A 13,904-nucleotide genomic window follows, 5' to 3' on the forward strand; every position below is an offset into this window, starting at 1 on the left:
AAACTCGACTGCCTGTTGTTTTAATTCCGCAGAATAGGACTTCCAGCTTCTCGATTCTTTCAAGCCATCTACTCCATCAGCCTGATATTTACGAACCCAGCTTTTAAGTGTCGATTTACTTATTTCATACTCTTTAGCTAAAGCCCCTACAGGTTTCCTCTTTTCTAATACTTGCCGTACGATTTGAATTCGTTCATCTAACTCCTGTTTGGTCATTCTTTTAGACATACAAAATACTCCCTTCATAATAGGTGAGAATTTTTATTATTTCTCTGTCTACTATAAAGGGAGCATATCACATGTGCTTTGCCTAAGTATCTCTTTTTTTTTACTAGATATAATAATCATTTCATCTGCTAGTTCTTTTAATAAGAAATCGTTTTCTGACTCTATTTTCCGCAGCAACCACCTCTTTTTTTCCAAGGCCAATGTTTAATGTCTGATGATTTCATTACAATTGGCTTATTCGTTTTTTTATGACTTACATGCTTTTTCAATTGCTTCGCCTTCAAAACATCCACTCCTCTTACATTTATTGTAGTTATTTTTTGATGAACTGATTGGGCGATCATGATGACTTAATCGAAACATAGCACTCTTGATAATAATCATTCATGATCCGATACCATTTTACTGTCGGCGTATTTGCTTTATAGGAAACTATCACCATTTTTATGTTTTTATCTAGATGATTTTTAATATCATAATGAGACGGCTTAGGCTCAGTCGAAGGGTGAGTATGATATATGGCCAGAATCTGTTCACCTAAATCATTTGCTTTCTGTATGGTTTGTTCCACTACTTGTTTACTTACAAAAAAACGCCTGTCGGATTTCCATTCATTTTGCAACGGCCAAATTGACATTACTTCCTGGCGGTTCCCCGAGAGCATGCCACATGCCTCATATGGCAATGCCATTCTGCCGTGTTCTACCATTTGATCATGCAATATTTGCGGTATAATTATTTTTTCACGTTTCATATCCACCCTACTTTTTAACATAGAATATAATGCAGCAATTTTTCAACCTTCCTGCCAGCACTTATCATAACTGCTTACAGCCAGTAGCGGCCCGGTTGGTTCAACTAACGTTCAGCGGGAGGAGAGAGGAAAAGGACTAAGTTCGCGACGTCTGACTAGCACATCCTATGCGTCGAAACCCACTGTACGAAGTTTCACTTTATTACCCACCTCATCATATGCAATCAACTTCCATATTGGTATTAGAAAAATTTGATCTATCATCAAGTCAGTCATTATCTAATTTTAGATAGAACGAGCTTTATGGAAATGTTAGTTCACCTGCTCCACCACTTTACCTTCTTTAGCCCTAAAAACTTTACGGGCGGTTACATTAAGACCAATGTTCTATATTAAAATAATGGTGGCAAATCCGCCAAACAACTATACGGGTAAGTGCATGCTTTCATATGCTATCTATGTAGAAAACTAATCATGTTTATATTCGGAGGTGTTTTTTTAATATGAAAGCAGATAACTTAAACGGCGGGCAAGAACTCCTCTGTATTAATACAGAGAAAGTATATGACTGGATTCTAAATGAAGCAGCGTTCGATTTATCATTAGCTGACTTGGAATTACCAGTTAATCCGGCTACAGGACTCCCATTAGAATGCAACGACATTAATGTTGATTCCATTTCTTGTGCGATTACCCCCTCTCCTGTTGATCCAATAGTTATTTTAGACCGGGTGGATCAACAATTTGTAGTGGACGGTGCAGAGGTAACATTACAGTTGGTGAATATTCGCAAAAAATTTGAGGTGACTATTTTTGCGGATTTAATAGATAACCTTGGAGGAATGACTGTTGAAATAGATACAGTAGAATTCACACGTTGTGAACAAGTAATGCTGTGTGCACCGGAAGGTACAGACATCCATGTATCTTTCACTGATCTAGAGTGCTTTGTATGCACAGCTTCTTGTGATACAACAAGTACTCCTAACACACTTGATGTAACGATTAATGTACGTCTATGCCAAAGCATTCAATCAACTTTTGAAGTAACCATTGAAGTAGTAGCTGACTTCTGTACACCAAGAGATATGTTTCCAGTACCTCCTTGTCCATCACCTACCCGTCCGCCTCAATGTCCAGTAGTTTTTCCATAACCACTGACAATATTATTAGTAGTAATACCAAAATAAATTTCAGCATAGATTTAAAGAGAGGGGGAATTCCTCTCTTTATTTTCTGTGGAGGTGAATGTAATGGATAAAGTGAAACAAAAAATGACAAGATGGCATGAAATGAATAATTCTTACTTAAAAAAAATACATGTATTAATGAAAGAAATAAAAGCACCTGAAAAATTGAATATCATTAGTTATTTTACATATTATTCTAATATTTATCATAAAATTGGCGCTGAAAATTTCTGCTTGGGTTCATTTCACATTTATAATATTGGCGAAAAACCGTTGACAAACCCTTACATTTGTATAAAATTATCCCCCTCCTCATGCTTTGAATTTTCAGGTAAGTACTTACATAAAGATACAAACCAAAAAGTCAAATTATCGAATTCTTGGGAAAAAATAAATGATCCAGCAGATAAACAAGAATACTGGCTAAAACCAAATAATCTTCAAGTACTTCATCCATTGGAAACACTCTCATTTTCAGATTTTCAGATTAAATGGTCACCAGTATCCTCTTATGCTGGAAGTATTTTGGGTTTTGCATACGGGGATGAATTAAAAGAAGGTATTAGTGCACTTAACCAAATTAATCTGAGTGGGCAAATAGATAAGGAGGATACGGATGCATAATACAGATGATCACCAATCCACATTCCGAGAGTTGATGCAAATGTATATGAAAGAAAATTTTGAAGACTGGAAAAACAATGACCAAAGAAATAATCATTTTATTTTTTCGGAAACCCATTTAATGAATGTGTTAATTGCTCATTTTCTTATAAAAATGGAGGAGGACTATTATAGCCAAGAAACTGACGAATGTAATCTAGAGGAAATCGAAAAACATTTGGATCTTTTGATACAAGATAGTCAGCACGCATTTGAAGAAACTATCGATATGATTGAAAAAATAATAAACCAATCTGAAAGTTAATTGAGTAAATAGAAGCTACATTTCATGAATGATCAGCAGGATCAAAAATCTGCTGGTCATTGTTTGATTTTATCTATAGAGGGAAACAATTCACCCTTCAAAGCAGGCCTCTATCATCAAAACTAAATGAATAATAATAAAATATGTGTCAGCTTATACATAAGTCCAGTCACAAGACATCTTTAACTAATAGTATAATCTTGAAAATAATAATTTATTTTCTAAACAGAATTCACGAAAGGAGGAGGATGTAATGTCCTCTAAATGTTTTAAAAACGTTACAGTGGTTGACAAAAAATCTCAAAGATCACACCACCATTCATGTTGTAAAAATGAGGCCACCTGTAAATGTAATTTTAAGAAACGTGAACTAAAACCTGCAAAATTAGATAGTGACTGTTTCTTAGTTAATTCCTTGGTAGGTACCAAAAGCGTCCAGAAGGTGGCTGAAAGGTTCATTCCGCTCACCGATTTAGGAATACCGATCCTTGGTGATATCTTATCTATTACCGTTACTCCTGACCTAGACGGTATTACGCGAAATGCTCGAATTATCGAAGATAAGGTTGTTAATATGGGGCTTATACCGGCAACTGTTTCCATATCGGTATTAAATATTGATCTTCCGATTACGTTTACAACAAGTATTCCTTTCCAGGCACATACCGATTTTCCAGGAGCATGCCCGCAAGATATGCTGCAAGAAACTCCATTTGAAATCGAAGGAATCTTCACTCAGCAAGTTCCGGGTCTTGACGTTGCTGGTGTTGTAACATTATCAGGTATCCTGATTAAAGTAATATTGCGTACAACGATTACCGTTACGCGTTCCGTTATTAAAGACGCGGAAGGTAATTTGTGTGACGTAGATCCTAACCGCTGTAAAACACAAGGAACTCCACCATCATTTAATTTCCCTGCTCCATCCAACGGTGGTACTATATAAAACACATTCTGCAGCTGAATCGGTGATACAATTTATGTCACCGATTCAGTTTTTGTTCCCTTCATCCTTTTTTAAATAGAGAAAGAAAGGATGAAAGCTCTGACTTTTTATTTAGATTATCAGTATGCTCTGTGTTACTATTCGCTGATTCTATTAGCTTTTCTGTAGATTCCGGATCATCTGTTAATGTTTTTTCTATGTCCATACTGGGTATTTGCTCGTCTGTTATGTTATTGCCATGGGATAAATGATTATTTTGAACAGAAATAGTCTCTTCCTCATTAGGTAAAGTATGGTTAGTATCACGGGGGGCCTCTTTACTTTCTGATTTACTTTTAGGTGTTTCTTTACGAATTATAATATTTCTGTTTAAATCATATGGTGCATTACGAATTTTCCCCTTTTCCCTATTTTGTAATTTTTGTTCTTGTTGTGGATCAGTATAATAAGATTTTTCGTTAGTTATTTTGGTACGACTATAGTGTTGCCTATTTACTTGGTTATTTTTTTTGTTTAAGGATTGTTCAACATGGTTCGAGGGCTGTAACATGCCTTGTAATTGTTTGTACTCCGATCTCTTTGGTGAAAGGTTGTTCTGTGCCCTTTCCTCTTTCATTCTCATCCATTCTGTTATTTGAGCAATTTCCCCTTTCAAACTTTCCAGCTCTTTTTTCTGTTCCATGGCAGTTATTTGCTGATCACTTATTAATTGATTTATTTTTTCAGAAAGCTCAACCCAGGGGAGCTGTTCCAATTTATTTTTAATTAATTGCCCATCTTGCTTTAATTGTTGTAAGGAAGCTGTAATAGCTGAAAACTGACTAGCGAGGTGCCGTTCCTCCATTTGATGATTGGATATTTCTTCTTGATAATTATTTTCCATAGCCTTCATGTCTCCTTCTAATTCAAGTAGTCTTATTTTTAAGTGATAAAAATCATCTTTCGTCTTAAGATAATCTTCCAATAAATTACCATCTGTTATGGTTTTAATGGTTTGCTTGTAGGTATTGAGTTCCTTTTTTAAGTTCTCAATATCTTCAATACTATACAGCTCATATCTATACATTTTTATTCACCCTTTTTCACCACATTAATATACTATTTATGAAACATCAATATGTGACAAATGTACATGTTTTTAATCACAGATCACAGATTGTGTTAACATACTCATTTTATGCACAAATTTCCCTATTTAGGCTAAACACAGCTACATTTGATGTTTAAAATTATCTGGAGGCCGTTATGATTATAGTGTTCACCTAAAAATATGATTATCATGATAATTCCGCTATATCACTATATCGTTTGGATGGTTTATTCATAAGCTACCTATGAAAGAAATTTATCTTATTCGGAGGTGTTTGCAATAATGCAAGCAAATAATTTATCAGGAGGGCAAGAGCTCCTCTGTATTAATACAGAAAAGGTGTATGACTGGATTCTCAATGAAGCAACATTTGATTTAGATTTAAAAGATTTGGAATTACCGTTGAATCCAAATACTGGAGAGCAATTAACATGTGAGGATATCGATACCGATACGGTGTCATGTACGGTTGTGCCTGCTGCTGTAGATCCTATTGTCATTTTGGATCGAACAGATCAAGAGTTAATTATTGATGGCACTGAAGTAATCTTACAAAGGGTAAACATTCGTAAAAGTTTTGAAGTCACTATTTTCGTTGATCTAACTCCAGAAGCTGGTGGAGGTACAATAAAAGTAGCTGAAGCAGAATTCAACCGTTGTGAGCAAGTGATCCTTTGTGCACCAGAAGGAACAGATATTAATGTAAGTTTCACCGATTTGGATTGCTTTGTATGTACAGCTTGTTGTGATGAAACAGTAGATCCAAATGAACTGGATGTCACACTTACTGTACGAGTTTGTCAAAGCATTCAATCAACATTTGAAGTAACACTTGAGATTGTTGCTGAATTCTGTGAACCAAGAGATATGCTCCCAATTCCTCCTTGTCCTGCACCAACAATGCCGCCTCAGTGTCCAGTAATTTTTCCAAACAATGACGAGGTGGCAAAAGACTAAGTTTTCTGGGCATAGAAATAAAAAAAAGAGCAGTGGTGTTATATCCCCTACAGGTAGAGATTCCAAAAAGAGAGCATGCAATGATGCTCTTAGAAGACTTCCTGGAAGGGGATTTTTTGTACTATAAGAAGATTAAGATTGCAAACAACCAACACAACACGCGAGATCATCAGAGGAGATTGAATTTTCCATCCACATTTATTTATCCTTACAACATACCTTGTGGAAACAGCCTTATAGATGATAAACACGTAAATACATAAAGCGAGACTGCTGCCAATCAGTGGGAAGCATACGGACGATGGCACCAGGATAAAGTAATTAACCTAATAATCACAAAAGAAATCCCTTTTTCTTCAATATATCTCGTTTAGCCTCAATTCCTATGTGTAATAATAACTATATAAGCATAATCTAATGACAGTACACCAAATAAGGAGGAGAAAAACATGCAGCTAAATGTAGCTCAAAAGTTAATTCAAAATCATTTACTGTCGGGAGAAATGAATGCTGGTGAAGAAATCGGACTGCGAATTGACCAGACCTTAACACAGGATGCAACAGGTACGATGGTCATGCTTGAATTAGAGGCCATGGGCATTGATAAGGTCAAGACAGAGGCCTCAGCACAATATGTAGATCATAACTTAATCCAAGAAGATTTCCGTAATGCCGATGACCATTTATTTTTACGGAGTGCAGCACAGAAATTTGGAATTTATTTCAGCAGACCTGGTAATGGGGTCAGCCACCCTGTTCATATGCAGCAGCTAGCACGTCCGGGAAAGACCTTATTAGGCTCAGACAGTCATACATGTGCCAATGGTTGTATGGGTATGTTGGCCATGGGTGCTGGGGGAATTGATGTCACTATGGCTATGGCAGGTGAACCTTATTTTGTAAAAATGCCACGGATTATGGGTGTAGAGCTTACAGGTAAACTGCCTGATTGGGTTAGTGCCAAGGATGTCATTTTAGAAATGTTACGCCGGCATGGCGTAAAAGGCGGAGTTGGTAAAATCATTGAATATTACGGACCAGGCCTCAAAGAATTATCGGCGATGGATCGCCATGTCATTGCCAATATGGGTGCCGAATTGGGCGCAACGGCAACAGTATTCCCTTCTGATCAGGAAATAAAGCGTTTCTTAAAACAACAAGGTCGTGCAGAAGATTGGATCGAGTTAAAGGCAGATAAACAAGCAAGCTATGATGAATATGAGCAAATTGATTTGTCTTCCTTAGAACCATTAATTGCTACACCTTCCAGTCCAGACAATGTAATGCCAGTTGCAGAGGCGGCTGGTGAAGCCATTTATCAAAGTTACATCGGATCTTCTGCCAATCCAGGTTATCGTGATTTTGCTATTGCCAGTGAAATAGTCAAAGGCAGACAAATTGCGGCTGGGATTTCGTTTGATATTAACCCTACCTCCCGTCAATTGCTAGAGCAGCTAGTGGAAACAGGACATATTGCCAACTTATTGGCAGCTGGTGCCCGCATGCATCAAGCAGGCTGTAATGGTTGTATTGGAATGGGTCAAGCACCAGCCACCGGCCGCAATAGCTTGCGGACAACTCCTAGAAATTTTCCAGGACGATCTGGTACAAGGGAAGACAGTGTGTTTCTCTGCAGTCCCGAAACAGCAGCTGCTTCTGCATTAACAGGCGTAATCACCGACCCGAGAACATTGGATATCCCTTATCCAAAAATAAGTGAACCAACAGCGTTTTCTACTCAAGGTATGTTAGAAGCACCTCCTGCAGATAATAGCGATATTGAGCTAGAAAAAGGGCCAAATATTACGACTATTCCTGATTTTGAACCGCTTGAGGATAACTTTGACCTGCCAGTGCTATTAAAAATGGCTGATAATATTTCGACAGATGAAATCCTTGCCGGCGGATCACGGGTATTACCTTACCGTAGTAATATTCAAAAGATCAGTACCTTTGCCTTTGAAATAATCGATGAAGATTATTATGAAAAGGCAATGAAAAAAAGAGATAACGGCGGGCATATGGTAATCGCTGGTTTTAATTACGGGCAAGGCTCAAGTCGGGAACACGCTGCACTTGCACCGCGCTATTTAGGCCTGAAGGTTGTGCTTGTCAAAGACTTTGCCAGAATTCATCTGCAAAATTTGATTAATTTTGGAATCTTGCCATTAACGTTTGTCCAGGAAGAAGATTATAATCTTCTCCATCAGAGGGATATCCTTGAATTTCGTGATATCCATCATACGATTCAGAATCAGCGGCAATTTGATATTCAGATTAAAGATAGTGATCATGCCATTACAGTTCAACACGACCTGACCAAACGGCATCTTGATATCCTCTTAGCAGGCGGGATTATTAATTGGATTAAACAAAAACACTAAAAACAAAAGAAAGGAAGTTAGCAATGGGATCACAAGAATTTGCTTGCAAAGCATGTGAGGGAACAGGATTATTAATGGATGATGAGCAATGGCAATTTACATGTTCTATTTGCCATGGCGACGGATTTATTTCTGTCTTCGAAACGGCCGAAAACCTACAAGTAGATGACAACAACCGTGTAATTGATTAACAGGAGAGCATAGAAAGAGACTAAGGGTTAATTAGCTAATTGTCCCTTAGTCCTTTTTCCTTTAATTATGCAAAAATTTCAAACAAACGGCTTCTGGTGCCTCTACATCTTTTTGTAATAGAGTTAATGTACCTTTCTCAGCATCCCGTTCAAATAACACAATCGTACCTGACTGTTCGTTAGAAGCAACAATAAATTGCTCTGACGGGTCTAAGACAAAATCGCGCGGCCAATCTCCTTCCGTATTCGTCCACTCGATAAATTCAACAGTAAAATCATCCAATACACGGTAGACAGCAATCGAATTGTGTCCACGGTTACCGGCATAAACAAACCGGCCATCTGAAGATAGATAGATCGCACTACCTTGGCTATTGTCCGTAAAATCTTCCGGTAATGTCGAGATATATTGCACCTCTTCAAAACGGCCATCTTCCTGATTATAAGACAAGACAATCACTTCATTACTTAGCTCTGTCATCACATAGGCATATTTTCCATTTGGATGGAAGGCTAAATGACGCGGACCGCTGCCTGGTTTGGTTTTTAATACATTCACTTCTTCTAAAGTGCCGTCATTCGGACGATAAGTCGTAATCGTGTCACTGCCTAAGTCTACTACAACTACAAATTGTTCATCTGGTGTATAGCCTGCATAGTGCAGATGTGGTTTCTCTTGGCGTTCATGCGGGCCGCTACCTTCTTGCTTGACAGAACTTGGAGCCTGCAGAGAACCATCTTGGTTGGCCGGGAAGGCCTCCACCAATTGAGTATGATAATTTGCTGTTACCACTAATTGGTTATGACTGTCTACACTGACGTGACATGGCGCAGAACCTGGGGTTGTCTGGCTGTTCAATTGTTTGAGATTGCCTTGATCATCTGTGATTTCAAAAGCAGTCAGACCGCCTTGATCCCCTTCTTTTGAAACCGCATATACATAACGGTTATCCTTGCTTACCGTTAGATAAGTAGGATTATCCAGTGGTGCTGCCAGTTCGACATTACTTAGTTGCTTCGCCTCTGTATCTAAAACAAACCGGTATACACCTCTACTTGCCTTTTTAGTATAAGAACCAATATAGCCTATGTATTTCGTCATTTTCCTCAACCTTTCTTTTATCAGCATTCCCCATAACTGAAACATGGAGAATAGCGATCAGGGATCTTACCTATTATAACAAAAAAGAGAAATGAAAGAAAACTTGGCAGCCGCCAAGCCTTTTCATTTCTCTTACATCGTTGTTTTCTTTCTGCGCATTTGATAATAAGCATAGGCACCAATGCCAATCGAGGCTAGGATAGGCAGGACTCTTCCTCTTCTCACATGTATCCCTCCATTCTGGTAGATAAATGTTATTCTTTGCAATCTTGGCGATTTTACTCTGATTTTATTATTGAAATTTATTACCAACAAAAAGAAAAAATAAAATAAATAAGCCAATCGTAAAAGGCAAAGCCCCGATTAAACTCAGACTCATCCCATCATAACCACCAATTACTTCATTACCGATTAAATAAATAATAACACCTGCCGCACAGCTTAAAAAGCCCCACCAGTAAGGTAATTTCTTAAACAAGCTAAAGATCATCCCTACCAGAAATAAGCAGAGAAAGATCCAAGGTATAACTACATATAATACATAACTCACATGACTCATCCTTTTTTACATCAAACAAAATTATCGCAGCATCAAATCCTCCCAGCACCTCGCTGATTAGAATTCCATACTGATTCCATTATAAACCTATTTACGCTAAGAAAAAACCAGAAACTTGTGACAGTTTCTGGTCATTTATCATTTTATCAATTTACCACAGATGTCTAAGTTTCTTGTGGTTCTATATTCTAAGCAGCTAAATAGGATTTCTTTAACAGTTGTCTTGTTCGAAACACTCTGGTCTTCACTGCTGCATAACTAATATTTAAAATATCCGCAATTTGTTGATCATCTAATTCTAGTTTGAATTTCAGCTGAAATACTGGTAAAAGAGTTTGGTAGCTGCTAATACATTGTTCAAGCTCTTCTAACATAAACGAGCAATTCAAGCTGTCTTCCACAAAATTACCAGCACATACATTCAGCTCTTCCATCCAGTTGGCCTCTTGAAATAAATTCATATGGGATCGTTTTTCTTTACGCAATTGATCAATTGCGGTTCTTACCGTGATCGTCTTTAACCATGCCCCTAACTTCTCTATCTGTGGCAAATTCTTCCCTTGGTTAATCACTTTGATCCATACTTCCTGCACGACATCTTCAGCTATTTGTTTATCTTTGACTACCTTAAATGCCGTATAATGCATCATCGATTGGAATTTTCCTACCATCCGTTCAAAAATGTTAGAATCCCCCATTTGATTTCTCCTCCTGTTCTAAAGGGTTTCTATAACTCCATTCGCTCGATAAATGTTGCTGGTACTTGTGACTTATCGATCGGCATACTTTTGATTAGCATATTCTCCCTGTCATATATACCAATATGCCATTCACCATCTTTATTTCCTTCGATATCAATTAATTGATTGATTTCCTTGCGATCAGTGATCTTCAATAAATTCTCTATTTCCTCGTAGGGTGCGTCATATAACATCTCCGGATTACCATGTTGATCCATGATGGCAATCATTTGTACGGAATCCTCATTTATTTGCACCAATTGGAGTAATCCTTCTTCTTTTAGAAAGTCTATTACATGCTCAAAAGTTAATGGAATTGTATAATAATAACTATTGGCCTCATTCGGATAAAATTCCATACTCAGGCCTTGATAATCATGTAATCCTTTCAACTCTTGATAATCCATCCCCAGATAATCTTGTCTCAATGCCTCCATCAGTCTATTGATCGTTTCAGGATCCTTTATATTTTTTGTTTGTTGAAAACCGGATAAGTAAACCCGCTTTAATTCAAGGTCTTTATCAAATAACATAGGGAACAGGCTTTTCTTAAAATCATCATCTTGGCTTAGTACCGCAAAAAAGGAATCCAATGCATCCAGGTTATCAACATAATATCCTCGGCTGAATGTTTTTCCATTAGATAATAAATACTCGATACCTATATTGTTATAACTCCAATAGTAGTCAGGATCATTACTTATATTTTCCTCAATCAGGTGTTCATGTAATGTCTGTGCGTCTTGAATTATTTGTCTATCTTTAATAAAAAAATCTTCTGTTCTTTCAGGTGCATCATAATAATAGCCAGGGAATAAATCACTGTTTACCTTTACTCCTATTATTTGATCAGCAGCAGGAATCTTGTTTTCAAAACCGTACCAGTCCATTACAACCGACAACAACAAGATAGCTGAAATGCCTAAATAGATAACAAAGCCCTTCCACTGATAAAAAACACGCCAAGTCTTTTGAATTAACATCTCTGCCAATAAATAACCGACGATGGCACCGAGTGCATAACCAAAAGTCAGCCAAGAAAGCATCGCTCCTTGCACTAATCCAAAGTAAAAACCGCCAAGCAGCATCATACAGAATGTTAAGCCAAACTTAAAAATCGGCTTGATAATGCGAAAAGCAAAAGCTTGCTGTGTCGCCTCGGCTGGACGTACCCGATATAACACAAAGGCAACGATAAGAAAGCCCGTAGAGAAAACCCAGTAATACCAAAAATTCTTATCAACCGGATAGTAAATTGCGTATTCAACCAGCCAAATAATCGGAGACAGTTCTCTCAAAAATATATCAAATAAGTTATTATCACCAAATCCTACCAACAGCATACTTAAGTTACTTTGAATAAGCACAATAATTCCCGTTGGAAACAATAATCCTATATAAGTAAGTACACCTTGCAGGAAAGAATTACCTGTTAAATGCCCCACAAAAAAACTGCTGGTAAAAAACAAGGTATTAAATAACATCGTATAATAGAAACCATGAATAATATCGTCAGTTTGATAAAGAACGGATACATGATCTACACTTAATAATGCCCACATCAACAGACTGGTAATTGCCACCGGAATGAATAATTGGATGTATCCCATTATAAACTGATGGGCAAAAATCGATGACCGTTTAATGGGCAGACTATGCATAAAATCGGATGAGCCCTTACTATGCATATAATGACAGGCAAAGACAGCCGACAATATTGGGAAAATGATGATAAATAAAATCTGAAGATGTTGATTTAATGGAATAAACATCATTTGCTCATTTGTGTTAATGTTAAAATGAGTTGGGGTGAAATTTGCACTTGATACTTCCATCAACACTTGTACGGGCATTATCAGCACTAATACAAACAAATAAGCAATTCCAATCCAGCCTGTTGATCGAAAACCTTGTTTGACCAATTCTTTTTTATAAGAGAATATTTTCGATCGCATAGCCTGCCTCCTCCATTTCATAAATAAATATTTCCTCTAACGTTAATGGCAAAAGATCAAAAATGACAGGATGATATGCTGCAATGGTCTCCTCAATCTCACTTGCACTGCCGCGCACTACACAAATATAGACACTGCCACGCTGTTCTTTTTCCACAATCTCTAATTTAGTAAATAAACTGTCATCTACCTCTTGTTTAAAGGCAAACTGAACCTTGTGTGTATCTGACTTCAAATCATCTAAGCTATTTTCGATAAGCAGTTTGCCGCGGTGGATCACGCCGATGGCATCACATATATCCTCTACCTCTTGTAAATTATGAGAGGAAACCAACACTGTCATGTCCCGTTCTGCCACATCTTGAATAATCCATGATTTAATCTTCCGTCTAATAACTGGATCAAGACCATCAAAGGGCTCATCCAGAATAAAATAATCAGGTTTGGCACATAATGCCAGCCAAAAAGCCACTTGTCGCTGCATCCCTTTTGAGAACTTGTGGATCTTCGCCCTCGGGTTTAAATCTAATAATTGCTGGATATGTTCAAAGCGCTGTTGATCCCAATCAGGATACATATTGGCATAGAAACTTGCCATTTGTTTGGTTGTAGATTGTGAAAAGAAATATAATTGATCCGGAATGAAAACGATCCGTTCTTTTAGTAAGCTATTCTCAAAAACAGGCATGCCGTCAATCTGAACCCTGCCTTGGTCCTGTTTAATAATACCGGCAATTGCTTTCAATAAAGTCGTTTTGCCTGCACCATTTGACCCTAGCAGACCATATATCGAACCTTTTTTCACGGTCAAGTTTACATTTTCCAATACGAGGCTTTTTTCAAATTTCTTTCTTACTTGTTCAATCTGAATCATTTGCTT

At 37.4% G+C, this 13,904-nt stretch carries 15 protein-coding genes; 7 read left to right on the forward strand and 8 right to left on the reverse strand.

Translation table 11 applies throughout. From position 1 onward, the window contains the following. Positions 1 to 228 (reverse strand): helix-turn-helix domain-containing protein (locus JOD18_RS04130; RefSeq protein WP_204667680.1); only part of this gene is annotated, 228 nt, incomplete at its 3' end. Between the two features lie 340 nt (positions 229 to 568). Then, positions 569 to 982 carry a M67 family metallopeptidase gene (locus tag JOD18_RS04135; protein WP_204667681.1) on the reverse strand — a complete coding sequence of 138 codons (414 nt, stop codon included), beginning with the start codon at positions 980 to 982 and terminating at the stop codon, positions 569 to 571. A gap of 503 nt (positions 983 to 1,485) precedes the next feature. On the opposite strand from JOD18_RS04135, the gene JOD18_RS04140 reads away from it, so the two are divergent. The 4 genes from JOD18_RS04140 to JOD18_RS04155 all read left to right on the forward strand — a co-directional run bounded on the left by JOD18_RS04140 (position 1,486) and on the right by JOD18_RS04155 (position 4,046). Continuing rightward, positions 1,486 to 2,136 carry a BMQ_0737 family morphogenetic spore coat protein gene (locus JOD18_RS04140; RefSeq protein WP_204667682.1) on the forward strand — a complete coding sequence of 217 codons (651 nt, stop codon included), beginning with the start codon at positions 1,486 to 1,488 and terminating at the stop codon, positions 2,134 to 2,136. A 99-nt stretch (positions 2,137 to 2,235) separates the two neighbouring features. Then, entirely contained in the window at positions 2,236 to 2,796 is a 561-nt protein-coding gene (locus JOD18_RS04145) for a hypothetical protein (RefSeq protein ID WP_204667683.1), read from the forward strand. Continuing rightward, positions 2,789 to 3,100 (forward strand): hypothetical protein, encoded by a 312-nt coding sequence (locus JOD18_RS04150; protein ID WP_204667684.1) that lies wholly within the window; start codon positions 2,789 to 2,791, stop codon positions 3,098 to 3,100. Before JOD18_RS04145 ends, JOD18_RS04150 begins: the two co-directional genes overlap by 8 nt. 442 nt (positions 3,101 to 3,542) lie before the next feature. Next, positions 3,543 to 4,046 carry a hypothetical protein gene (locus tag JOD18_RS04155; RefSeq protein ID WP_204667685.1) on the forward strand — a complete coding sequence of 168 codons (504 nt, stop codon included), beginning with the start codon at positions 3,543 to 3,545 and terminating at the stop codon, positions 4,044 to 4,046. A gap of 61 nt (positions 4,047 to 4,107) precedes the next feature. On the opposite strand, the gene JOD18_RS04160 is transcribed toward JOD18_RS04155, so the two are convergent. After that, a complete protein-coding gene (locus tag JOD18_RS04160) occupies positions 4,108 to 5,112 on the reverse strand; it encodes a hypothetical protein (protein ID WP_204667686.1) in 1,005 nt (334 codons plus the stop codon). A 306-nt stretch (positions 5,113 to 5,418) separates the two neighbouring features. Between JOD18_RS04160 and JOD18_RS04165 the strand changes: the two genes are divergently transcribed. From JOD18_RS04165 to JOD18_RS04175, 3 genes are all read left to right on the forward strand, one after another. Next, positions 5,419 to 6,093, forward strand: a complete 675-nt coding sequence (locus tag JOD18_RS04165; protein WP_204667687.1) for a BMQ_0737 family morphogenetic spore coat protein — start codon at positions 5,419 to 5,421, stop codon at positions 6,091 to 6,093. 449 nt (positions 6,094 to 6,542) lie between these two features. Further along, positions 6,543 to 8,477 (forward strand): aconitate hydratase, encoded by a 1,935-nt coding sequence (locus JOD18_RS04170; protein WP_204667688.1) that lies wholly within the window; start codon positions 6,543 to 6,545, stop codon positions 8,475 to 8,477. A 23-nt stretch (positions 8,478 to 8,500) separates the two neighbouring features. Beyond that, entirely contained in the window at positions 8,501 to 8,668 is a 168-nt protein-coding gene (locus JOD18_RS04175) for a hypothetical protein (protein WP_204667689.1), read from the forward strand. A gap of 61 nt (positions 8,669 to 8,729) precedes the next feature. Here the strand turns inward: JOD18_RS04175 and JOD18_RS04180 are convergent, their stop codons facing one another. The 5 genes from JOD18_RS04180 to JOD18_RS04200 all read right to left on the reverse strand — a co-directional run bounded on the left by JOD18_RS04180 (position 8,730) and on the right by JOD18_RS04200 (position 13,898). Continuing rightward, a complete protein-coding gene (locus JOD18_RS04180) occupies positions 8,730 to 9,770 on the reverse strand; it encodes a lactonase family protein (protein ID WP_204667690.1) in 1,041 nt (346 codons plus the stop codon). A gap of 292 nt (positions 9,771 to 10,062) precedes the next feature. Further along, positions 10,063 to 10,320, reverse strand: a complete 258-nt coding sequence (locus tag JOD18_RS04185) for a hypothetical protein (RefSeq protein ID WP_204667691.1) — start codon at positions 10,318 to 10,320, stop codon at positions 10,063 to 10,065. A gap of 197 nt (positions 10,321 to 10,517) precedes the next feature. Beyond that, positions 10,518 to 11,027, reverse strand: coding sequence for an RNA polymerase sigma factor (locus tag JOD18_RS04190; protein ID WP_204667692.1), 510 nt, complete (start codon positions 11,025 to 11,027; stop codon positions 10,518 to 10,520). Between the two features lie 29 nt (positions 11,028 to 11,056). After that, positions 11,057 to 13,024 carry a DUF6449 domain-containing protein gene (locus tag JOD18_RS04195; RefSeq protein WP_204667693.1) on the reverse strand — a complete coding sequence of 656 codons (1,968 nt, stop codon included), beginning with the start codon at positions 13,022 to 13,024 and terminating at the stop codon, positions 11,057 to 11,059. Then, positions 12,999 to 13,898 (reverse strand): ABC transporter ATP-binding protein, encoded by a 900-nt coding sequence (locus JOD18_RS04200; protein WP_204667694.1) that lies wholly within the window; start codon positions 13,896 to 13,898, stop codon positions 12,999 to 13,001. Before JOD18_RS04200 ends, JOD18_RS04195 begins: the two co-directional genes overlap by 26 nt. Between the last annotated feature and the right edge of the window lie 6 nt (positions 13,899 to 13,904).

It is taken from the genome of Gracilibacillus alcaliphilus (assembly GCF_016909015.1).
Classification (GTDB): Bacteria; Bacillota; Bacilli; order Bacillales; family Amphibacillaceae; genus Gracilibacillus; species Gracilibacillus alcaliphilus.